General features: G+C 38.0%; 22 protein-coding genes. 6 read left to right on the top strand and 16 right to left on the bottom strand.

The window, feature by feature from the left end:
* Positions 1 to 212: 212 nt before the first annotated feature.
* The 4 genes from speB to ACN6NE_RS15350 all read right to left on the bottom strand — a co-directional run bounded on the left by speB (position 213) and on the right by ACN6NE_RS15350 (position 4,924).
* Positions 213 to 1,169, bottom strand: coding sequence for an agmatinase (speB, locus tag ACN6NE_RS15365; RefSeq protein ID WP_474325843.1), 957 nt, complete (start codon positions 1,167 to 1,169; stop codon positions 213 to 215).
* 122 nt (positions 1,170 to 1,291) lie between these two features.
* Positions 1,292 to 2,668, bottom strand: coding sequence for a putrescine aminotransferase (locus ACN6NE_RS15360; RefSeq protein WP_028407593.1), 1,377 nt, complete (start codon positions 2,666 to 2,668; stop codon positions 1,292 to 1,294).
* Between the two features lie 25 nt (positions 2,669 to 2,693).
* A complete protein-coding gene (locus ACN6NE_RS15355; protein WP_129706457.1) occupies positions 2,694 to 4,181 on the bottom strand; it encodes an aldehyde dehydrogenase family protein in 1,488 nt (495 codons plus the stop codon).
* A gap of 155 nt (positions 4,182 to 4,336) precedes the next feature.
* Positions 4,337 to 4,924 carry a TetR/AcrR family transcriptional regulator gene (locus ACN6NE_RS15350; protein ID WP_129706455.1) on the bottom strand — a complete coding sequence of 196 codons (588 nt, stop codon included), beginning with the start codon at positions 4,922 to 4,924 and terminating at the stop codon, positions 4,337 to 4,339.
* A 594-nt stretch (positions 4,925 to 5,518) separates the two neighbouring features.
* Between ACN6NE_RS15350 and ACN6NE_RS15345 the strand changes: the two genes are divergently transcribed.
* From ACN6NE_RS15345 to ACN6NE_RS15335, 3 genes are read left to right on the top strand one after another with little or no spacing between them, the layout of a single operon-like run.
* Complete coding sequence (locus tag ACN6NE_RS15345; RefSeq protein WP_474325841.1) at positions 5,519 to 6,382, top strand: glycine betaine ABC transporter substrate-binding protein; 864 nt, start codon at positions 5,519 to 5,521, stop codon at positions 6,380 to 6,382.
* Positions 6,383 to 6,417: 35 nt separating this feature from the next.
* Positions 6,418 to 7,623, top strand: coding sequence for a quaternary amine ABC transporter ATP-binding protein (locus ACN6NE_RS15340; protein ID WP_129706451.1), 1,206 nt, complete (start codon positions 6,418 to 6,420; stop codon positions 7,621 to 7,623).
* A complete protein-coding gene (locus ACN6NE_RS15335; RefSeq protein ID WP_013081885.1) occupies positions 7,616 to 8,461 on the top strand; it encodes an ABC transporter permease in 846 nt (281 codons plus the stop codon). Before ACN6NE_RS15340 ends, ACN6NE_RS15335 begins: the two co-directional genes overlap by 8 nt.
* Positions 8,462 to 8,499: 38 nt before the next feature.
* Here the strand turns inward: ACN6NE_RS15335 and ACN6NE_RS15330 are convergent, their stop codons facing one another.
* Positions 8,500 to 9,273 carry a class I SAM-dependent methyltransferase gene (locus ACN6NE_RS15330; protein ID WP_129706449.1) on the bottom strand — a complete coding sequence of 258 codons (774 nt, stop codon included), beginning with the start codon at positions 9,271 to 9,273 and terminating at the stop codon, positions 8,500 to 8,502.
* 65 nt (positions 9,274 to 9,338) lie between these two features.
* Positions 9,339 to 10,457 (bottom strand): AbrB family transcriptional regulator, encoded by a 1,119-nt coding sequence (locus ACN6NE_RS15325; RefSeq protein ID WP_129706448.1) that lies wholly within the window; start codon positions 10,455 to 10,457, stop codon positions 9,339 to 9,341.
* A gap of 140 nt (positions 10,458 to 10,597) precedes the next feature.
* On the opposite strand from ACN6NE_RS15325, the gene ACN6NE_RS15320 reads away from it, so the two are divergent.
* The gene (locus tag ACN6NE_RS15320; RefSeq protein ID WP_129706446.1) at positions 10,598 to 11,470 is read left to right on the top strand and encodes a LysR family transcriptional regulator; all 873 of its coding nucleotides are present in this window, start codon (positions 10,598 to 10,600) and stop codon (positions 11,468 to 11,470) included.
* A gap of 31 nt (positions 11,471 to 11,501) precedes the next feature.
* On the opposite strand, the gene ACN6NE_RS15315 is transcribed toward ACN6NE_RS15320, so the two are convergent.
* The 10 genes from ACN6NE_RS15315 to pdxR all read right to left on the bottom strand — a co-directional run bounded on the left by ACN6NE_RS15315 (position 11,502) and on the right by pdxR (position 21,979).
* On the bottom strand, positions 11,502 to 11,681 hold the full coding sequence (locus ACN6NE_RS15315) for a hypothetical protein (protein WP_129706444.1): 180 nt from the start codon (positions 11,679 to 11,681) through the stop codon (positions 11,502 to 11,504).
* Positions 11,682 to 11,815: 134 nt separating this feature from the next.
* Positions 11,816 to 12,784, bottom strand: coding sequence for a tripartite tricarboxylate transporter substrate binding protein (locus ACN6NE_RS15310; protein ID WP_129706442.1), 969 nt, complete (start codon positions 12,782 to 12,784; stop codon positions 11,816 to 11,818).
* Between the two features lie 24 nt (positions 12,785 to 12,808).
* The gene (locus tag ACN6NE_RS15305) at positions 12,809 to 13,480 is read right to left on the bottom strand and encodes a response regulator transcription factor (protein WP_129706440.1); all 672 of its coding nucleotides are present in this window, start codon (positions 13,478 to 13,480) and stop codon (positions 12,809 to 12,811) included.
* A gap of 27 nt (positions 13,481 to 13,507) precedes the next feature.
* Positions 13,508 to 15,097, bottom strand: coding sequence for an ATP-binding protein (locus ACN6NE_RS15300; protein ID WP_129706438.1), 1,590 nt, complete (start codon positions 15,095 to 15,097; stop codon positions 13,508 to 13,510).
* Between the two features lie 153 nt (positions 15,098 to 15,250).
* On the bottom strand, positions 15,251 to 16,555 hold the full coding sequence (locus ACN6NE_RS15295; protein ID WP_116515200.1) for a CitMHS family transporter: 1,305 nt from the start codon (positions 16,553 to 16,555) through the stop codon (positions 15,251 to 15,253).
* Between the two features lie 327 nt (positions 16,556 to 16,882).
* On the bottom strand, positions 16,883 to 17,446 hold the full coding sequence (locus ACN6NE_RS15290) for an ImmA/IrrE family metallo-endopeptidase (RefSeq protein ID WP_074679049.1): 564 nt from the start codon (positions 17,444 to 17,446) through the stop codon (positions 16,883 to 16,885).
* A 228-nt stretch (positions 17,447 to 17,674) separates the two neighbouring features.
* The gene (locus tag ACN6NE_RS15285) at positions 17,675 to 18,136 is read right to left on the bottom strand and encodes a CBO0543 family protein (protein WP_474325837.1); all 462 of its coding nucleotides are present in this window, start codon (positions 18,134 to 18,136) and stop codon (positions 17,675 to 17,677) included.
* Positions 18,137 to 18,541: 405 nt separating this feature from the next.
* Complete coding sequence (locus tag ACN6NE_RS15280; protein ID WP_129706907.1) at positions 18,542 to 19,174, bottom strand: fumarylacetoacetate hydrolase family protein; 633 nt, start codon at positions 19,172 to 19,174, stop codon at positions 18,542 to 18,544.
* A gap of 337 nt (positions 19,175 to 19,511) precedes the next feature.
* Positions 19,512 to 20,447, bottom strand: a complete 936-nt coding sequence (mmuM, locus tag ACN6NE_RS15275) for a homocysteine S-methyltransferase (RefSeq protein ID WP_474325835.1) — start codon at positions 20,445 to 20,447, stop codon at positions 19,512 to 19,514.
* A 134-nt stretch (positions 20,448 to 20,581) separates the two neighbouring features.
* Positions 20,582 to 21,979, bottom strand: a complete 1,398-nt coding sequence (gene pdxR, locus ACN6NE_RS15270; RefSeq protein ID WP_240702591.1) for a MocR-like pyridoxine biosynthesis transcription factor PdxR — start codon at positions 21,977 to 21,979, stop codon at positions 20,582 to 20,584.
* A 111-nt stretch (positions 21,980 to 22,090) separates the two neighbouring features.
* Here pdxR and ACN6NE_RS15265 point away from each other — a divergent pair, with 111 nt between their 5' ends.
* Both ACN6NE_RS15265 and ACN6NE_RS15260 read left to right on the top strand, forming a co-directional pair.
* Positions 22,091 to 22,561 carry an N-acetyltransferase family protein gene (locus tag ACN6NE_RS15265; RefSeq protein WP_474325833.1) on the top strand — a complete coding sequence of 157 codons (471 nt, stop codon included), beginning with the start codon at positions 22,091 to 22,093 and terminating at the stop codon, positions 22,559 to 22,561.
* A 229-nt stretch (positions 22,562 to 22,790) separates the two neighbouring features.
* The gene (locus ACN6NE_RS15260; protein ID WP_074893948.1) at positions 22,791 to 22,991 is read left to right on the top strand and encodes a YolD-like family protein; all 201 of its coding nucleotides are present in this window, start codon (positions 22,791 to 22,793) and stop codon (positions 22,989 to 22,991) included.
* The last annotated feature ends 25 nt before the right edge of the window (positions 22,992 to 23,016 follow it).

Below are 23,016 nucleotides of genomic sequence, written 5' to 3'. Positions count from 1 at the left end.
ACTTTCATTCATTTTTATATAAAAAGTAGTTACATTTACTATAGCAAATATATGATTTATTTCTTTAAGTTGGTAAGGGTTGCTAACAAACTATCTTTTTCTTTTATCATATTATGAAAGCGCTTTATTTTAAATAGCTATATGTTCCTAATCTCCTTCTGTATCAACGCAGAAATACCCTCTGAATAAGAGGGATTTCTGCTTACAAGCCGTTATTCAATCATCGTATCCAATGACTCTCTTTTCGTTTTCACTGCAACTAAACTAGCAAAATCATGAATGATTGTAGCTGCAAGCAACGAGGTTATCTGAGTTGGATCATAAGAAGGCAGCACTTCCACCAGGTCAAATCCAACATAGTTAAATTCCGCCAGAGAACGAATCATTTGCAGCGTTTCTCTGCTGCTGAATCCGCCTACTTCAAGCGTTCCTGTTCCTGGTGCACAAGAAGGATCAACAAAATCAATATCAAACGTTAAAAAGCACGGCGTATCTCCAATCGCTGTCTTCATTTGCTCTAAAATCACTGAAAATCCTTGATATTCAAGCTCCCCTGCCGTTACTACATGATAACCGAGGTCTTTGCTTTCTTGAACATCTCCCGGATGATTTAATGTTCCTCTGATACCAATTTGAAAGACCTTTTTTGGATCTACTAGCCCTTCTTCATAAGCGCGTATAAAAGGAGATCCGTGCCAATATTTTTCATCGTAATACGTATCCCACGTGTCTGTATGAGAATCAAAATGAATCATAGCCACTGGACCATATCTTTTAGCAGCAGCACGAAGGCTTGCTAAGGTAATCGAATGATCTCCTCCAATTCCAATTGGAACAATTCCTCTATCCATAAGAGTGCCTACCGCTTCCTCCATTAATTCATAGCTTCTGTGAATATTATGCGGAATAACGGGCACATCACCAATATCGATAGCATTTGTATCATCGAATGGATATACGTCGTGTACCGGGTGATAAGGAAACAGCGTCATGGAAGCTTGCCGAATTGCCTGAGGTGCAAAGCGCGCACCTACTCTGAAAGATGCTGCCGTATCAAACGGCATCCCTACTAGCCCTACTTTTGCATTTTCTCTTTCCGCTGGCAGCCTCATAAATGAGCCCGTTGTACAAAATTCTGGTTTGACATCTGGTGACAATGGATATTTCATAATTTACTCCTCCGTTTCAATGATTTCAGTTAGTCGCTAGGCATTTCCACTACTAAAATCATTGAAAGCAATACGGGAATAAGAAACGTTTGCCGACTCATATTCATTGCTCCTTGTTACATTTATTGGTGGTTCAGCTCATTTAATACTTTTTCAAATGTAGAAATGACTTGATCTACTTCTTCTGCTGAAATAGTCAACGGCGGCTCAATACGAATTGTTTTAGAGTTTACAAGCGTCCCGGCTACTAGAATCCCTTCATCAAACATACCTTTAGAAAGCGCGTAGCCAATTTCATCTTGGTGAAACTCAATTCCAATCATTAAACCTTGCCCTCTGATTTCAAGTACTTTATCTCCATGTTTTTCAGCGGCTTTCTTTAAACCAGCAAGGAAATATTCTCCCAGCTCTTTTGCACGGTTTGGCAGCTGTTCTTCAATCAACACGTTAATGGTTGCAATAGCGGCTGCGCAGGCAAGCGGGTTGCCTCCAAACGTTGTTGTGTGCATAAAAGGATTATCAAAGAAGCTTGAAAACACTTTTTCTTTTGCTACGACTGCCCCAGCAGGCATAACTCCTCCTCCAAACGCTTTAGCAAGACATAAAATATCGGGTACAACATCATATAGTTCTGATGCAAACATTTCACCGGTACGTCCCATACCTGTTTGAACTTCATCAAAAATTAAGATAGCGTCGTACTCATCACATAGTGCACGCACTTCTTTTAAATAATTTTCAGGAGGAAGAATAATGCCACCTTCTCCTTGAATTGGTTCTAATAAAACAGCTGCCACATCTTCCCCTACAAGCGCGCACGTTTCAAATGTTTTGCGCATCATGTCAATATCACCAAACGGCACGTGACGGAAACCTGGAATTAACGGCAGAAATGGTTTACGGAACATTCCTTTTGCCGTACCTGATAAAGAACCTAGACTTTTTCCGTGAAAAGAACGTGTTGTGGAAATAAACGTTGTTCGATCACTATACATTTTCGCTAATTTTAAAGCGGCTTCTACACTTTCTGTTCCGCTGTTTGTGAAAAAGGAATACTTCAAATCACCCGGTGTAATATCTGCTAAAATTTTCGCAAGCATCGCACGAAGTGGATCTAATAAGTCTTGGCTATGGAGCGCTTGACGCTGAAGCTGATCTTGAACAGCTTTGACTACTTTAGGATGGCGGTGCCCCACGTTATAAATTCCAAATCCGCCCAAACAATCAATGTATTTTTTACCGTTTACATCCGTAAAACAAGAGCCTTCATCTGACCATTCAACAGCTGCAAACTGCGTATCCACCGTTACTGTTTTGCGATATTCTAAAAAGCCTGGGTTGACATGCTCACGAAATCCGTCTACTGTTTCTTTCGTAATCCACTGTGCTTCTTCAGCTGACACTTCGCTTTTTTCAATAAGCCCCAATACTTTGTTGATATATTCGTTTACTTCACCATATGCTTTGTTTACCTCTTGATTTTTCGTCACTGTATTCATTTTTATATCGCTCCTTCTCTACTTTTTAATTTTTAAACCAGCCGATTGGATCTACTTGTAAATTAATATTAATTTGTTTTACTTCTTGAAATTCTTCCAATCCAAACGTGCCCAGTCCTCGACCAATTCCGCTCTGCTTATATCCGCCCCAAGGCGCTTCGTTAAATGTAAAATGATATGTGTTTACCCAAGTGATGCCCGCACGCAGCTTTTTAATCACCCGAAGAGCTTTTGCGCCGTCGTTTGTAAACACACTGCCTGCCAAACCATATTCCGTATCATTTGCAAGCTTAATAGCTTCTTTTTCGTCTTTAAACGTTTGAATAACGACAACGGGTCCAAAGATTTCATCTTGCACAATTTTCATATTTGACGTAACGTTACTAAAAACCGTAGGTTCTACAAAGAATCCTTTTTCCAATCCACTGCTGGTGATTCGATTGCCTCCGCATACAAGGCGGGCGCCTTCTTGCTTTCCAATTTCGATGTACTTTAATACTTTTTTCATATGTTCTTCACTTACAAGAGGGCCCATTTCAATCTCTTGATCCATTCCATTTCCTACTTTAATTTTTTGAGCACGCTCTGCAAAACGTTCGATAAATCTCTCAGCGATGCTTTCTTCTACTAAAATACGAGAACCTGCAGCGCAAATTTGGCCGCTCCCTGCAAAAATTCCAAATAAGGCATAATCTACAGCTGTTTCAAAATCAGCGTCAGCAAATATAATGTTCGGTGACTTTCCTCCAAGTTCTAAAGAGACTTTCGTTACATTCTCTGCTGCTTGACGCATAATGTGTTTTCCAGTTACCGTTCCGCCTGTAAAGGAAATCTTATCAACACGCTTATCTTGAATAAGCGTATTTCCCACAGTATCTCCAGCTCCCATAACAAGGTTTGCTACTCCTTTTGGCAATCCTACGCTTTCTAAAATCTCAAAAAGTTTTGTAGGAGTAACCGGTGTCACTTCAGAAGGTTTAAATACAATCGTATTTCCTGCAGCTAAAGCAGGTGCAATTTTCCACACGCTCATCAACAGCGGATAATTCCAAGGTACAATCAGTCCGCACACCCCAATTGGTTCTTTTATAACCATTGCTTGCATAGGTGCCGGAACACTGTACGTTTGACCGTCTGGCTTTGTAATTAATCCAGCGTAATATCTAAAACAAGCAGCTGCATCTTCCACATCAGCCTCAGCTTCGCGATATGGCTTTCCGTTATCCATTGTTTCTAGCGCTGCTAATTCTTCTTTCGCTTCTTCAAGCTTATCGGCAATTTTAAATAAGATAGCTGCTCTTTCAGATGCAGAAGTCTCAGACCAAATTCCGCTGTCAAAGGCTTCTCGTGCTACTCCAATAGCTGTTTTCATATCTTCTATGCTGCCTTCTGCAGCATATCCAATCACTTCACCTGTAGCTGGATTAACAGTAGGACGCTGCTTCTCTGCTTTTTTCCACTCTCCGTTTATGTACATATTCAAAGTTAACGTTTTAACGGCTGTACGATCCATAAGATACCTCCTTATTAAATAACGACTGATTGTCAGTCATTTTAAACTTTTAAAAACTTTTAAAAACTTTTAAAAACTTATAATTCTGATAATTAATTGTATAGTTTGAATGAATGTCAGTCATTTTAATAGGTGTAATATTAGCAGCGCTAATATTACACGGATGGCACAAGAGAACGCTTTAAGAATTGAAAAAGTTCTTCCTTTGATTGCTCAAGTGTGACATCTTGCTCTCGCCCGATATAAAAAAGTTCAGCAGCATTTTCAATCAAATTGATCATCATTTTAGCTGTCCATTTAACGTTAAGCTGCTTGATGACTTCTTCTTTTTTTACAGCCTCATTTAATACCTCTTCAAACCAGTTGTAATAAGGTAAATAAATAGCTTCCCATGTTTCTAATGAATAGTCAAAAGCAAGCCCCGAATAGCATAAAACAAGAACATCTCTATATTCATCTGTTGTTTTATACGTTTCGTCAATCATTACCTCTAATGTACTTAAAAAATTTGTTGCTGTTTTAGCTCTTTCTTTAATTTTTTCAAGCGACAAAGAAAGTAAGTTTTCTGCAATAGCAGGAACAAGGGCATTTTTGGATCTAAAATAAAGATAAAAAGTTCCTTGAGCTACGCCTGCACGCTTTACAATGTCTGAAATTGACGTTTTATCAAGCCCCTTTTCAGATATAACTTCAATCGCTGCCTGTAAGATTTTATCGTATTTTTCATTTGTGCTTGTAACCAACTCTTTCCCTCCACCTATAAAATGAATGACTTTCATTCATTTTACTATAAGCAACCAGAATTACGCAAGATAAAATTTTCTGAATCTTTAAATTTAATTAAAAAATTGGTCGTATGCCGACTTCAAAAATATTTTTTATTTTATTAGTTTCCTCTCACTTTTCTTATATACCTCACTATTATTTTCCTTCCTTTTACAATTCACGGTAAAAGCTGATACAACGCTCTTTAAGCAACTATTCTTCTGAAAAAGTATCTTTATTAGAAAGATAACTTTCTGCGTTTATTCATAAAGCTTTATCGCCTAATTACTCTTCACTTAAAGTTGACGGAGTAAAAAAAAGAGTGGTAACATGTAAAACTGATTCTACAGTCACTTATTTTATCCATTTATTCCCCATATTTTCTCTTAACTACGATGTACATTTTTAGCTAAAAATAACTTTATAACGCCGAAAAATCACCCACTCTATTTCACATTTTATATTTTCTATGTTTACCACCTAAAAAAACCGGGTATACACTTCGTTGTGTTTAGCATCCGTTCTACATATCAGTCATATTGATTTAAAACTTTATAAAGGAGTTACATTGCATGAAGAAACTATTGTTAATCAGCATGATTTGTTTTCTTCTAGTTATTACTTCGGCTTGCGGCAACGGTAATGGCGCATTTAAAGATAAAAAAACCATTACCATCGGCATGAATAACTATACTGAAAACATCGCCTACACGTACGTATGGAAACAGATTTTAGAAGATCGAGGTCATAAGGTTAGAACTGTTTTCTTAGAGAAAGCCGGTGTTTGGGTAGGAACGGCCAATGACGACATTGATATTTCGTTTGCACCATGGCTGCCCACAACAGATGCGCCTTTTTACAAAAAGTATAAAGATCAAGTGAACATCGAAGACCCTTGGCTTAAAAACGCACGCTTAGGATTTGCAGTTCCCGCCTATATGAAGGATGTGAACACAACGGAAGACCTTGCTAAGGTTGCTTCTGATGTCGATAACAAAGTAATTGGAATTGACCCAGGCTCCAGTATTAATGGATTAGCGGAACAAGCGTTAAAAGATTATAACCTTAAAAGCTATACGCTTGTAAAATCGTCTGAAGCAGCTATGCTCAGTGAACTGCGCAAAGCTTATGATGCCAAAAAACCAATTGTTGTTACTATGTGGAATCCTCACTGGGCTTTTGCAGACTTTGATATTAAATACTTAAAAGATCCTAAAAATTCGTTTGGAGACCCTGACAACATTTACACAATGACAAGCAAGGAATTTAAAAAGACAAATCCTCAAGTCATAAAATGGATGAATAATGCACAGATGAATGATAAATTAATCAGTCCTCTTCTGTCACAAGTTGAAAAATCTTCGAATCCTGAAGAAGCAGCGCAAGAATGGGTAAAAAAGCATAAAAAGCTAGTCGAAAGTTGGACAAAAGATTAATGGACGTAAAAGAAAACAACAATTGAGGTGGACATATGGAACACGTAAAATTAAAAGTACAAAATATAACCAAAGTGTTTGGTAAGAACCCGTCAAAAGCGATTGATTTACTTAAAAAAGGAAAGACAAAAAAAGAAATTCTAGAAGAAACAGGAATGACAATCGGGGTTAATCAAGCAAACTTCGAAATCAAATCCGGTGAAATCTTCGTTATTATGGGCCTGTCTGGAAGTGGTAAATCCACTTTAGTTCGTATGTTTAATCGCCTTGTTGAACCAACATCTGGATCCCTTATTTTAGACGGTGACGATGTAGTAAAAATGAACAAAGATGAACTCCGCGACATGCGCCGAAAAAAAATGAGCATGGTTTTTCAAAACTTTGCCCTATTCCCTCACCGTACGGTTCTTGATAACACAGAATACGGATTAGAAGTTCAAGGTACACCAAAAGCCGAACGTGAAAAGAAAGCAAAAGAAGCGCTTGAATTAGTAGGTTTGAAAGGGTATGAAAATCAATACCCTGGTGAACTGAGTGGCGGTATGCAGCAGCGCGTCGGACTGGCCCGAGCACTTGCCAATGACCCTGACATTTTATTAATGGATGAAGCATTCAGTGCACTAGATCCGCTTATTCGTAAAGACATGCAAGATTTCTTACTGGAGCTTCAAGAAAAAATGGAGCGTACGATCATTTTTATTACCCATGATCTTGATGAAGCTCTTCGAATCGGAGATCGCATCGTTTTAATGAAAGACGGCAGTGTTGTGCAAGTAGGAACACCCGAAGAAATTATGACAAACCCTGCCAATGATTATGTCGAGCGCTTTGTCGAAGACGTTAATGTGGCTAAAGTATACACAGCTGAAAGCGTGATGAACCGTGCCGAATCTATTACCGTAGACCGAGGTCCGCGCGTGGCTCTTAAAATTATGCAAGAAGCTGGTTATTCAAGCATCTACGTCGTAGACAAGAAAAAAACTCTTCTAGGAGTTGTAACTGCAGATGATATTAGCCGTGCCATTAAACAAGATAAACTGACAGCAGACGTATTAGATACGGATATTCCAACTGTTACAACAGATACGCTACTAGAAAACTTGTACGACAAAATGGTTATCAGCCGCTTTCCGCTACCGGTTGTAGATGAAAACCATCGTCTGCGCGGCATCATTAAAAAAGAACGAGTGATTGAAGCACTCGCCGGTACTGATAGTAATGAGGTGAACGTAAATGAATAGTATTCCTAAAATTCCCGTTGGCAATTGGATTGACCATTTTGTCACGTTTTTAAATGATAATATCAAAGGGTTTTTTGATGTTATTTCAGCTATTGTCGATGGTATTGTAAGTTTTATTGTACTAGTGCTAACCTTTCCACCAGCATTAATTTTAATCTTAATTGTCGGAATCATTGCTTGGTTTTCAAGTAAAAAATGGTCATTTACTATTTTATCGATGATTGGCCTGTTATTTATTCTTAATCTTGGCTACTGGCAAGAAACCATGGACACACTAGCCCTCGTTTTAACAAGCGTACTGATTTCGATTATAGTAGGAATTCCGCTTGGCATTTGGGCATCTCAAAGCGAAAAGACGGCTCGGATTATTACGCCAATCTTAGACTTTATGCAAACAATGCCCGCATTTGTTTATTTGATTCCAGCACTTTTCTTCTTTGGAATTGGTGTGGTACCAGGTGTTATCTCATCTGTTATCTTTGCAATGCCTCCGACGATTCGCTTAACGAACTTAGGTATTCGTGAAGTACCCGCTGACTTAGTAGAAGCAGCAAATGCCTATGGTTCAACAACAAAACAAAAATTATTTAAAGTACAGCTTCCATTAGCTACAAAAACAATCATGGCCGGAATTAACCAAAGCATCATGCTATCTCTTTCAATGGTTGTTATCGCCTCTCTTGTAGGTGCTCCAGGACTTGGTGCGGAAGTATACCGTGCAGTTTCTCGACTTGAAGTCGGCACGGGCTTTGAAGCCGGAATTTCAATCGTTATTTTAGCGATTATTTTAGACCGTATTACGCAATATTTTGGAAATCGTTCAAACCAACGAGCATAAGTAAAAACAGAAGCCAACTCCGGTGAGTTGGCCTCTTTTTATTTATTTTTATAACATGCTACAAAGATTGCTTCTCCTTGAAACGATTCAATTCTTTGTTGATTCGTTTTGATATCGAAAAACTGCTTAAACCCGCTTGGTATATTCAGCATATATTGAGTAAGTTCACGCTTTGTCTCTTCCGAAACATTCATTATCCCGCACCAGTCATCAAATAAAAAGCGCTTTGGGAAAGTTGTCAGCACTTCTGTACGGAATCCTTGCATTTCAAGCATAGAAAGCCACTCTGTTTTTTTATAAGCACGATAATGGCTTGGATCTCTTGTCTTTTCAACACGATTATAAAACTCGTCATAAGCATTCACTTCCGGTGCTACATTATCAATGAGCAAGAACTGTCCGCCTGGCTTTAACACTCGGTATACCTCTTTGATGAACTGTTTAATACTAGGAAAATGGTGCGGTGCAATTCTGCACGTTACCGTATCAAACTCGTCATCTTGAAATGGCATATCTTCAGCATCTCCTTGAACAAACGATACATTTTCATGACCATTTTCTTTAATGAAGCCTTCAGCACTTTGCAACATTTGAGGAGTTAAGTCAAAAGCCGTTACTTCTTGGAAGACAGGTGCTAGCTTATTTGCCACGTGTCCTCCTCCTGTTGCTACATCAAGCAGCTTTCCTCCTCTATTTTCTTCAGCAATTTCCGCTAAAACAGCTAAATCTTTGCCTTTCGCATGACCTTTACTTTTGACGTACTTTCCAGCATTCCCCCCGAACTGACTGACCACCATTTCTTTATTACTCATCTATTCTCCCCCCATTTTCCTCTTTAAAACTCTCTATTACTTTGCCTAGTGCATTCACATATTTATTATGAAACGTGTGAATGTATTCTTTTTCTTTCTCCCCATTGATGAAACATGCGAAATAGCGGAGGAAGAAGCAGCCAAATGGTTAAAATTCGAAGCACTTGGACGGCTACTACCAACGTCGAATCGGCTTGCAGTACAATTGATGTAGTCGCCATTTCTGCAATGCCTCCAGGAGCAAACGCTAAAATAGACGTAATAAGCTCAATTCCAGTTATTTTGGAGACTGCTAGTGCACAAACAAACATAGCAGCAATTAAGCCGATTGTATTAATAAGCGCAACAACTATAATTTTTTTTACGCCAATAAACATTTCTTTATGAAAGCGAGAACCAATGCTTGACGCGATAAAAATTTGCGATAAAATCATTACAGAATGAGGCCAGTAGGCTTGAAGATTATAGCCCGCGTACGATGAAGCAGCTGTTTGAACAATCGCAACAGTAAGCATTCCCCCTACTAACCAAGGAGCAGGAAATTTTAGTTTTTTTCCTATATAATAGCCTACTACTGCTGTAACGATTAAAACGCCTGTCCATAGCAGTGATTCCCACCCAAAAATACTTGGAGTAGCTGCCACTGCATGCCGACCTGTATTACTTCCCCAATAGACCACAAATAAAGGAACGGCAAGCACAACTAAAAACACGCGCATCGTTTGAATGATGCTTACAACTGCCGTATTGGCCCCTACCTCTTCAGCCATGCCTGGCATTGCGCTCATTCCTCCAGGAGTCGTGCCGAAAAAGCTTGTTAATAAGTCTGTGGAACTGAACTTCCATAGCAAATAACCGGATAAAAGAGAAAAAACAACGGACAGCAAAAGCATGATCGTAATCGTGGACCAGTGAGATTGAAACGTAGTTAATACAGACAAGTTAATCTTTTGACCTAATTCAATCCCTAAAATACACTGTCCTGCGTACAGCCAATATTTTGGAATACCTTTTTTGCTTGTTTGAGATAAAAAACGCGGCTTTCGGAAAGCTAGAATAGCAGCTAAAATGAGGGTCCCAAGCATCCAGCCAATGGATAAGCCCGTTAACGATAGAAGAAATCCTCCCACGCTTGTTAATAAAATAAAAAATATAGATTGTAAAAAAATAATTCTTGCGTTCATATCTACTTCCTTCCTTCTACAAGGCTTTTCTTTCTTACACCGAACATTCTTCTTCTTAACTATAGTATAATTTTAGAGATAATTAAAATATCGAAATTTTATTATAAACCATTCATTTTTTTTATTCCTGGAGGGGTAGTATGGACGATCGAGATTGGCTTATTCTACAAGTGTTGTATCGAGAAAAAAACATTACAAAAGCAGCCAAGGAGCTGTTTATCTCTCAGCCTGCGCTTACGCATAGACTGCAGCAGATGGAGAAAGAATTTCATGTTCAGATCGTGAACAGAGGGCGCCGCGGAGTTCAGTTTACACCGCAGGGAGAATATTTAGTGAAGTGCGCAGAAGAAATGCTGCTCACGCTTCAAAAAATAAAAGAAAATGTGTTAAACATGGATGATCAATTAACTGGTACTTTACGTCTAGGAGTGTCTAACTTTTTCACTGACTACAAGCTCCCTGGACTATTACGGTTATTTAAAGAGCGATTTCCTGACGTTGAATTCAAAGTCACGACCGGATGGAGCAGTGACATGTCCCACTTACTTTATAAGCACGATGTTCATATTGCGTTTGTAAAAGGTGATTATAACTGGCAGGATCAGAAAGAGTTGCTTTTTAAAGAAACGATTTGCATTGCGTCTGCACAGCCTGTTGACATAAACAACCTTCCCAATATACCTCGAATTGACTATCACCAAGATCGTTTTTTAAAAACATCTGTTGATAACTGGTGGGCTGAAAATTACTCTCAGCCTCCCCTTGTCAGTATTGAAGTGGATAAAGCAGAAACATGCAAAAAGATGGTTGTAAACGGACTCGGTTATGCGATTTTGCCGAGTATGCTGCTTGATGACGCAGCAGAGATTTACAGATACACGTTAAAAACAAAAGACCAGCAGCCTTTAACGCGCAGTACATGGATGTTTTATCATAAGGATTCATTAAAAATTAACATCGTAAAAGCTTTTATTGAGTTCATTCAAAACTTGGATTTAAAAGATGTACACTGATAGAAAGAGGTTGAGACATACCGAAATGAATTCAATCTAAAGACGAACAAATGGGATAGATGAGCTGAACTGCTTTTGACACCGCAGTTGATTTCCGTGCAAGACTTCGCTTTCCGCGGGCGGCCGGTGAGCCTCCTCGTCGCTTACGCTTCTGCGGGGTCTCACCTGTCCCGCTTTTCCCGCAGGAGTCTTCGCCTTGCCCTCCAATCAACTGCTAGAAGGAACGAAACAGATGAAACTATGCTCACCAAAACAAAAAAACGAACCATGAATCAAACATCTTGATCAATGGTTCGTTTTTCACTCCGTCTAAAATCCTTTTATCCCAACCTCTTTCTATTGTATTTATTCATCATTTGTTCCGCCCATTAAGTCAGAATACAGCTTACTTTGCTGTTCAAGAAAGACTTTAGCACCGCTGCTATTTTTATAAAAAGAGGTTAAATCGTTATCTTTAAGCAGCTGTTCCCATTCTTTTGTATGAACCATTTCATACACTGTCTTATTCCAATATGCTACCTGCTCTTTGCTCATATTAGGCGGTCCCATTAGACCTCTCCAATGGCTAAATGTTACGTCAATTCCCGCTTCTTTCCACGTTGGGATCTCTTTTAACTCTTCTAGCCTGCTGGGAGAAGAAACGGCGAGTATTCTTACCTGCCCTTGTTCATACTGCTTTTTTACTTCTGATAATGACATAGGTGCTACATCTAGCTGATGATGAACGAGCGCATCGATCACTTTATGACTGCTGTTGTAAACGAAGAACTCAAGCTTTGAAGAGTCTACGCCTGCTTTTTTATTTAGCTGCATGAACGATAAATGATCGTCGTTTCCTAAGCGAGGTGATATTCCCACTTTCATGCTGGATTCACTTTGATTTAACGTGCGTATGAGCTGTTTTAAATTATATATAGGAGAGTTAGCAGGGACTACGATAACCTCCCATTCAGATGTTAAAATAGCGAGGGGAGTAAAGTCTTTATAGGTTAATTGACTTTGTCCTAGCAAATTATTTGTAATCAGTAAGCTGGAATTTCCGGAAACAATATTCCCTTCTTTTCTCTGTTTAATATATTTCCATCCTTCTTCACCTTGCCCACCTATTTTATTACTAACAGAAACGGGTACCTTCACAATCTTCTTTTCCGTTAGCACTTGTTGAATGGCTCTTACTGTTGCATCTGCTCCTCCGCCTTTTGCACCGGCTGCCACAATTTCAATTTCCCCCATATCAATACGGTCTTTTTTAGAGGGAGAAGAACAGCTAACAAGCAATACACTTATAAACACTATCATGAGCTTTTTGATCATATATACCATCCTTCAAGGCTAATGCTACGCTAAATAGTACTTGCGCTCCGGCCGTCCAATAATCCCATAATCATATTCAACGTGACATTCACCAGTTGATACTAGATACTCTAAATATCGTCTAGCTGTCGTTCTAGATACTCCCATGTGTTGTCCCATCTCTTCGATCGTAATTCCTTTGATGCTTTTTAAAATGTCTTTTGACTTTTGTAATGTGATACCATCAACACCTGAAGGAAGAGATTTATCCGCTTTTGGCTTTGTTCTGACATGTCCAAAGTACGCATCAATAAACGATTGATCAACTTCTTCATGCCTACTAAACAGTTCCTTTTTTTCTTGATACTGTTTAATAGCATTAATGAAGGATTCCATCATAACCGGCTTAATCAAATAATTAACGACGCCGTTTCTCAAACAGATTTCTACAATGTTTTTTTCGGTTGCAGCCGTTACAACGATAACGTCAACTTGTGGAAACTGCGCTCTGATTTTCGGCAGTAAATCTGTTCCCATTTCATCTGGCATATAGATGTCTAAAAGAAGTAAATCAACTTTCTTCTCCTTTAGCATTTCAAGCGTCTCTTTTGCATTCAACGCTTTGCCTACAACTTCCACACCATCTACTTCTAATAAAAATCGCTCTTGAACTTGAGCAATTCGAAAATCGTCTTCTGCAATTGCAACTCGTAACATTTCGACTCTCCCCTTACTTCTCATGATTCAGTTTTTTGGAAGGTAAACTGAAAAAATGGCTCCTCCTTCTGGCTGATTATACACTTCAATAGATCCTCCAAGCTCATCTACCATTTTCTTTATATTTGCCAGTCCGTATCCTCTGTCTGTACCTTTGGTTGAAAAACCTTTTGTGAAAATTTGATTTAGTACTTCTTCTGATATACCTGGTCCGTTATCCATCACTTCAATAATTAAATCATGACCAATATCGGTAATAAAAAACGACACTTCTTTTTTAGACTGCTGACTCACCGCTTCAAATGCATTATCAATTAAGTTCCCAATAATGATAATGAGATGAGAAATTTCAATATGTTCTGGGAGCATATCGAGTGTACTCTCCGAGTCAACCGAAAAATAAATTTTCTTTTCAGATGCTTTTCCAATCTTTCCAAGCAATATTGCTTGGACTTTAGAATCTAATATCTGATCAAATAGAATACGATTTTGTGTTTGGTGTACAGCTGATTCTTTTTGAATAAACTCAAATGCATCTTTGTACTGCCCTAATTGCAGCAAACCCGACAAAACATATAGCTTATTCGTAAACTCATGCGTTTGGGCTCGTAAATCCTCTGAATACTTTCGTACTTCTGAAATCGTATTGATTAAGCTTTTTAATTCTGTCTTATCACGAAAACTAGCGACCACTCCTACAATTCGTTGATGTTCAATAATAGGTGTTAAGTTTAAGATAAACGTTTTTTCATTCAAAAAAATTTCTTGGTCGCTTCGGGCTATTCCCGTATCTAGCACTTCAATCATATTCGTATAAGGAAATACTTCAATGATATGATGATGCAAATATTCCGTCTGTAGTCCTAGCATATTTTTAGCTGATGTATTCATCATCGTAATAAAGCCTTGATGATCAATAGCAATAATTCCTTCTTTTATCGAAAGTAAAATCGCATTTCGTTCACGGTATAAAGAAGCGATTTCATGGGGCTCAAGACCGAGAGTATCTTTTTTAATACTTTTAGCTAAAAAAATACCCCCGATCATACCAAGCAATAAAACAGCTAGTGAAAATAGGATAATTTGTTGAATGCGCGTGATGAGCTGAGCATGAACATGAGACTTTAAAAACTCAACCGTCACCACTCCCACGACCTCCATATACTTTCCGTGACTGATGACAATAGGCGCTTTGCCCATAATTGCAGGACCTGTGGTTCCCTCTCCGTCAAGCGTATAATATCCGCCGAATAATAGTGCTCTATCGTTAACCGCCTCTTTGTTTTTCTTTCCTATCCATTTTTGATTAGAATGAGAATAGATGATTTGCTCACGGTTTTGAACCACAATACTTGCTGCTCCGATTTGTTCCCTCACTTGCTCGGCAAGCGGCTGAATATAGCGACTCGGCTGTTTTTTTTGAAAAGCAGCTTTGACTTCCGGCATAAATGATATTGATTTGGCCGCTTGAAGAGCCAGCTGCTCGGCTTGCCTTTTAGATTCTACAAACTGCATGTAAGAGAAAATACTCGCTAAAAGAACAATAACAGTTATGATTAATGCTGCGGATAAACCTACGATTTTTGTTTGCAGCGATACTTGAAACCATTTTTTCATTTCATCGCACCTTTAGCCTTTACCTTATAGTTCTATTCCTCTTTTATTTTATCAAAATTTTTTGTATATCCGCTCCTTATTCCAAAAGCTTTTTAGACAAAAAAACTTATCAATCCCAAAAGCGGAATTGATAAGTTTTTAGGTTCATGATCTTTACAGCGTAATAACTCCTGTAATAATAGCTACTAAAAGCATCACCATCGCTGTTCCAATCGTCCACTTTAAAGTAAAGCGCTGGAATTCACCAAGCTCGACTTTTGCCATACCCACCAATAGATACGTAGAAGCAACTAAAGGACTTAGTAAGTGAACAGGTTGACCAATCAATGAAGCACGGCCAATTTCTGCAGCATCAATACCGTATGCTGAAGCTGCTTGAGCAATAATTGGTAAAATCCCATAGTAGTAAGCATCATTTGACATAAAGAACGTAAATGGCATACTTGTGATGGCTGTAATCACAGACATGTAAGGCCCTAACGCATCTGGAATTAATCCTACTAAACTATTACCCATTGCATCTACCATTTTTGTACCTGATAAAATGCCTGTGAATACGCCTGCTGCGAATACAAGAGATACAACAGCAAGTACATTGCCAGCATGTGCTGTGATACGCTCTTTTTGAACTTCTAAATTTGGATAGTTAATCATGATAGCGATTGCAAATCCAATCATAAACAGAATTTGAAGCGGCATAACTGCTGTGATAAGTCCTACTAATAAGAGAGCTGTTAAAGCAAAGTTTACCCACAAAAGCTTCGGACGCTTGTACTCGATTCCTTCAGCAGCGGCTGCTTCTGCAAAAGCTACTTGAGCATTTGTGACGTCTTGAATATCAATAACACCTAAGCGCTGGCGCTCTTTTTTTCCGAAATAGTAAGCCGTGAATAATAACCAAATAGCTCCACCGATCATGGCTGGAATAAGTGGTGTAAACACCTGTGAAGCATCTAACTTCAATGCGCTCATCACACGAGCAGTAGGTCCGCCCCAAGGCGTTAAGTTCATAACTCCACTACCCATAATAGCGATACAGGCTAAGATCATCGGCTTCATATTTAGCTTTTTATAAAGCGGAAGCATCGCTGAAAGCGTAATCATATATGTTGTTGTTCCGTCTCCGTCTAATGAGATAATAAGAACTAAAATAGCTGTACCAATTGTGATTTTTAGTGGATCACCTTTTACGATTTTTAAAATTCTTCCTACAACTGGATCAAACAAACCAGCATCAATCATAATCCCAAAATATAAAATAGCAAACATTAACATAACGCCTGTAGGTGCTAATTCTTTTACACCATTTAAAGCCATTTCTCCAATATCAGTTGTGAATCCCCCTATGATTGCAAACAATACTGGAATAACCATTAAAGCAATAAGCGGCGTTAATCGTTTTGTCATAATTAGAAACATAAATGTACAAACCATCAAAAACCCAAGAATAGCTAACATTATTACCCCTCCTATTTTTGAATCCGCTTTCATAACAGTGGAAGCGATTCGTTTGTATGTATGACCCGCATATGTATGCCAGTTCGTCTATACGATTACAGCATCGCTTGTTCACTATTAAGTTGTACCTTAAAACTTTAAAATTTTCTGTTTTTTCTTAAAATAATCATAATTTACAGGAGGGTATAGTGTAAATAATTCGTACTATAAAAACTTTTAAAACTTTATGGGTAATTAAATCCTTTTTGTTCATTGGAAAGATAAAAGAAAGGAAGAGGAAAAAGATAGAAAAATAAAAAACGGAGAGGGAGGAACTATTCTCGTGAATTATTCAATTTGAACTCTAAGAGAATAAGCTCCAGGATGAGGAGTTTTATTCCATTGAGTAAGAGACTCCTCTAAAAATGGAATGTTTTTCAACTTCTTTGTTTGGAACTTTTCTATTTTTGAATATTTCTCTAAAGCATACGTATTAGCAAACATTTCTTGCGTTCTATTTCCTTCTTTTAAAAGCGTTCCATTTGTCATACGATCCACATGATGGCCTAATTCATGCAGAATGATAAAAGCAAATTGATGAGGCTTTTTATTTTTTGTTGTATCGATAAAGACAATAGGACATTCCGTTACTGTATATTTAATATAGTCAATTTCAAACTGAAGTTTACGCTTCTCTTTTGGAAGGTTATCATTAAATTGGCCATAGTACACACCTAGCACATCTTTCCCTTGCACTTTTACACTGCCTAAGCAATACACACCTTTTAGCCCATCCCAGTCTTTTTCATCTGTTACATTAGCAATTTCCTGCAGGGCGGCTTTTTGCTTCGCACTCATGACTCCATGAAACGTTACGCCATGAATTTGGATTTTTTCACTACGCTTAAACATCTTCTTGCCTCCTTTGCTAAATTCCTTCTACAACATATTATTTAGCAATAAGTATATTCATTCACAATACATGGTTAAAAACATGAAGTTAATGTCAAGATTCCCGTTTTGATGTTTTTTAACCCTGCTTATATGCTGCTTCGTTTATTTTCTATTTTTACTATATTACATATGTAACCATTAATAAAATATCATTTTTTTATGATTTATCATTACTTTTTTTTATTTCTATTTTTGTTTATCGATAATTTGAAGCCTGCGTATCATTTTTAAATTTAAAACCATTGCTATATAAAGAAAAGGATAGCAAAAAAACGAGTATAGCGTCTTCCATTCGTTATAATAAAACACTTCTGTTTGGGCAGAAATATATTCAAATAGTGTTGTAAGAATTACCCACACTGTAATATATAAAGCTTTTTTAGCCAAACTCTTGTTTTGCGGATAAAAATTCAAAAATACACTATTCGCCGCAGGATAAATAAAAATAAAAATTAAAAGATATTCAAGATCTACTCCTTTTGTAAAGAATCCATAAAGATCATATTTAACATCAAGATATACATCTGCTAACGCCCCTAAAAACATGACAAACAAAGAAGTTGTATAAATTCCCATCCAGCTGATGCGCTTTGGCATAACTAGTACACTCAGAATAGAAATCACCGTTGTAAGGATTAATAGCATCATACTTATAACCCCGTTTCCTATAGGAGATAAAAACAGCTTTCCCATTGGATATTAAATTCATTCTGAAGTCTAAAAATTAAGACTTCGTAAAAAAAGAGGTTGAAGCATAACGAAAGCAAGCCAAGCTAAATACGAACAAATGGGATAAATGATTTGGACTGCGTGGTATGCCGCTGTTGATTTCCGTGCAAAACTTCACTTACCCTTCTGCGGGGTATCAGCCACTCCACTTTCCCCGCCGAAGTCTTCGCCTTGCCCTCTAATCAACAGCTAGAAGCAAATATATATAATCTACGTTCACCATCACAATAAAAAATCCGAACGAGTTGGATTCTTTACCAAGAATCTCGATTCATCGTTCGGATCTTCCTTCAACTAAACTACTTTTGTTTCAGCTTCTTTTTGTTAATGAAAGGAAATGATGCAAGAACCAAGCTCTTGCTGTCCCCATTTAAGTGAAAGATGATCGTGATGTGAAAGCGGACCTACTCCCTCAGGGGTACCTGTAAAAATAAGATCTCCTTTATCAAGACCAAAATGTTTTCCTGTAAAATCAATAATCGTTTGTAAGTCAAAAATCAAATCTTTAATATTCCCCAGCTGCACGCGTTCATTGTTTTTCACTAGCGAAAAGTCTTTCTTCTTAGATGCTGCTACTCCTTCAAATAGAATAAAGTTTCCTACAACCGCTGAATGTTTGAATCCTTTTGCAAGCAGCCAAGGGTGCTTTTTTTGTTTTAATTCGCTCTGCACGTCTCGAAGCGTCAAATCTAATCCAATCGTCATCTCATCAACAAGTTCATCCACTGTTATGCCTTCTTTGTAAGATTGTCCAATATGAAGAATCAGTTCAGTTTCAAAGTGCACCTCTCCTTGGTCGCTAGGAAGAGTAATTGATTGTCCAGCTGCTTCAACGAGAGCGTGAGTAGGTTTGGAAAATAAAAAAGGTGATGTTGGAATATCATTATGTAATTCTTTTGCATGCAGTGCGTAGTTCCGGCCTACACAATAAATATTTTTAATATCTTTCACTTTCATCATCCCTTCTTTCGTTCAAATAAAGATTTTTCAACTTGTATTCTTTTATTTTACAAGAAAAAAAGGTTGGGACATAATAAAATAAATCCAATCTAAAGACGGAAAATGGGAATAAATGAGCTGAACTGCTTGTGACACCGCTGTTGATTTCCGTGCAAGGCTCCGCTTTCCGCGGGAGTCTTGGCCTTGTCCTCCAACCAACAGCTAGAAGGACCTGCGCACATGAAACCTACGTTCACCATGACCATAAAAAAACACGAACTATCTATTTTTGATAGATAGTTCGTGTTTAACGTTAGCGAAACAACTTTTCTCACATTCTCTTTCTTTCAATCCGTTATTTTCTAGCCCATTTTGTAATGCCCTTGATATCATCTGGAGTTGTACGACAGCACCCTCCAATTAACTGAGCACCTGCTTCATACCAGCTGTGAGCGCTGCACCCATACGTTTCGCCCGCAGATGTCCCGTTCCATGTTTTAGATTCAGCATCATAACTCTCCCCTGAATTTGGATACACAATGACTGGCTTATCCGTTTGAGATTTAATTTCTTTAATAAGTGAAGAAATATATTGAGGCGGCGTACAGTTAACTCCAAGAGCCGCTACTTGCTCATAGGAATTCAGATAGCGTGCACACTCCGAGATTAATGTTCCGCTGCTAATGTGCAGGTCATCTTTTGAGCTGAACGTAATCCATGCGTACGCTCCTTCAAATTCTTCCAGCAGCCTCGCAATGGCTCTTGCTTCCACCAAATTAGGAATGGTTTCACAAGCTAATACGTCCGCTCCTGCTTCAATTAATGCTTTTATACGAGGACGATGAAATTCCATTAACTCTTCTTCTGTTACGTCATACTGTCCAGTATATTCCGATCCGTTTGCTAAAAATGCTCCGTAAGGCCCTACCGAAGCGGCGACAATTGGTTTTGGACGATTAAGACGATTCTCTTCTTGCTGCCAAAATTCATCTCTTGCTTCAGTCGCAATTTTTACAGATGCTTGAATTAACTCGCGAGCCTGTGCTTCACTCAAGCCACGTTTAGCAAAACCTTCGAATGTGCTTTGATAACTTGCTGTAATTGCACAGTCAGCTCCTGCTGCAAAGTAATCTTGATGCACTCTCTTAATCAATTCAGGCTGCTCCATCAGCACTTTTGCAGACCATAAGCTGTCGTTCAAATCACAGCCATATCTCTCCAGTTCAGTTGCCATTGCACCATCTAGTACAATCACAGGAAATGTATGTAAAATTTGTTGGATAGGATTCATTGTTTAATCTAGGGTTGTCCACTAGCAGTTAGCTTCGATTACCCTATCCTCCTTTCAGATAATTTAAAATATATGCAAAAAAGTCTAAAGGACTAGGCAACTTTTGTCAAGAAGCCGAAAAAATGAGGAGAGGCTTATAACCAAGCTTTTTTCAACCGCCTTATTCCTTCTTCTATTTCTTCTCTCACCATACTTCCAAAACCTAATAATAGATGAGTCTTTTGTTGAGGTAATTCCGTAAGCCAATAACGAGAAGTACCGTAGACAGAGACATCTTGCTTTCGAGCTGCGTAAATTAACTTTTGTTCGTTCATATCGTTGTGCACGCGGACAAGTATATGCAAACCTGCATATTCTCCTGACACAGTGATGTTTTTGTTAAACTCCTTCTGTAAAGCCGCTAAAAGAGTACCGTGTTTCAGTTGATAAGCAGTTCTCACTCTTCTTAAATGCTTACTCCACTCACCGTTTTTCATCATCAGTCCGAGCGTCTGTTGATGAAGAGCGGGAACAGATTGCTCGTATAAAGAGAAACGTTCATGATATGTTTTTAGAAGAACTTCCGGTAATACAAGGTAGCTGATTCTTAAAGAAGGCATAAAAGATTTTGAAAATGTCCCTGTATAAATGACGCGCTCCTTAGAGTCTAAGCTTTGCAATGAAGGGATGGGAGAGCCTTTATAACGAAATTCTCCGTCATAATCGTCTTCAATAACAAAGCCATTGCAGTCATTCGCCCATTTAAGAAGCTCTATTCTTCTTGAAACAGGCATGATCATTCCGTATGGAAACTGATGAGATGGTGTAACATAAACAGCTCGTGCTTGGCTATCATAAAGCTCTTGAATGTTTATGCCTTTGTTATTAAGCGACACGGGTTTTAAGGAAAATCCATGCTGCTTAAATACAAAGCTAGCCCCGTCATAGCAAGGATTTTCAAAGGCAATATCTCTGATGCTTTGCTTTAACATCTGCGCTAATAAACTGAGTGATTGCTGCGTCCCTGCTCCAATAATAATTTGATGTTTTGAACAAACCACTCCTCTTGACTGATAAAGGTACGTCGCAATTTCTTCACGCAGTGATTCTTCTCCTTGACTTTCTTGGTATGTGAACAGCGCTTCTCTATAGGTTTGAAGACTTTCATTGTATCGTTTTTTCCACTCATTCAAGGGAAACAAACGACTATCAACTTTTCCATACCGAAAATCATAGGTACACGACTTTGTTTCTGAGTGAGGGTGTAAAAATACAGTCGGCTTTTTATCTGTTTGCAGTAAATCAAACTGTGTATTCGTTACGTACAGTCCACTTTTGGGCCTGCTTTCTACATACCCTTCAGCTAAAAGCTGCTGATAGGCCATATCTACAGTATTTCGACTTAGGTTTAAGTAATCAGCAAGAGACCGAATAGAAGGCAGTTTGTCATTCACTTCCACCCTGCTGGATACAATTTCTTTTTTTATATATTCATATAGCTGGTGATACAAAGGCATATCATCCTTGCGGTTTAATAAAGGTGTGAACTTCACGCTAGCTCCTTTCATCTGTCCCTATTTTTTTTTTCAAATCTGGCTCTTTTAGAGGGGATACATTTCTTTTACTATCAGTGTAGATCATCTGATTAAAAAGGAGAAGATTTAATGACTACGATTACAATTCGTCAAGCTAATGCTGCTGACATGGAAGCACTTATTTCATTAATGAACGAATACATTGTTGATTTTTACAAGCGCCCTCAGCCTACCAAAAAGCAGCTGAGAAATTTAATTAATCACTTGTTTCACCATCCGGATGCTGGCGTTCAGTTTATCGCGACTCAAAATGACGAGACAGTAGGTTTTTCGACGCTTTATTTTACATTTAGCACCACGCGTGTAAAGCCTGTAGCGATTTTAAATGACTTGTACGTTACTGAAAAAGCAAGAGGACAAAAAATTGGAGAAAAGTTATTTTCGACTAGTCACCAGTATACAAAAGAACATCAGTATGCAGCTATGTCTTGGGAAACGACTTATGATAATACAAGAGCCCAAACGCTTTACAGAAAAATGGGCGGAAATGTAACGAACGATGAATGGATTCACTACAACATTTCAAACGATATTTTATAATATTCTTCCATCCATAAAGTTTTAACACGTTCTTAACACTCCTTTCATAAATGTGTTTTATGATGAATACGACAAATAAATCAGTTTCTGTATGTATTTGTCACATTCTCTGTTAAAGTTTTCACAAAGTGTTCAAACTTTAAGTGAAAACGCTTTCTATTTTTGTGTATAATAAAAATATGCAAATGAAAATGAATGTTACAGCTCGTTAATCATACACATTTTAAATATGGAAGGAGTTTTGAAAATGATTTTAAAAGCATTAAGAAAAAACGGAGCCGTTACAATTAACTATTATAAAAACGGTTTGCTTCAAACGTTTAAAGGAAAAGTACAGCGCCTAGATTTAACAGACCAAACGCTTTCATTAAAAGATGAACAGCAAAATACTTTCTCTATTCGCTTATCGGGAATTAAAGAAATTTATTGATGAATAGTTTACAGTAAAAAAGAAC

This window comes from Priestia sp. 53B2 (assembly GCF_056099005.1).
This window is presented reverse-complemented; position numbering and strand designations above follow the sequence as displayed.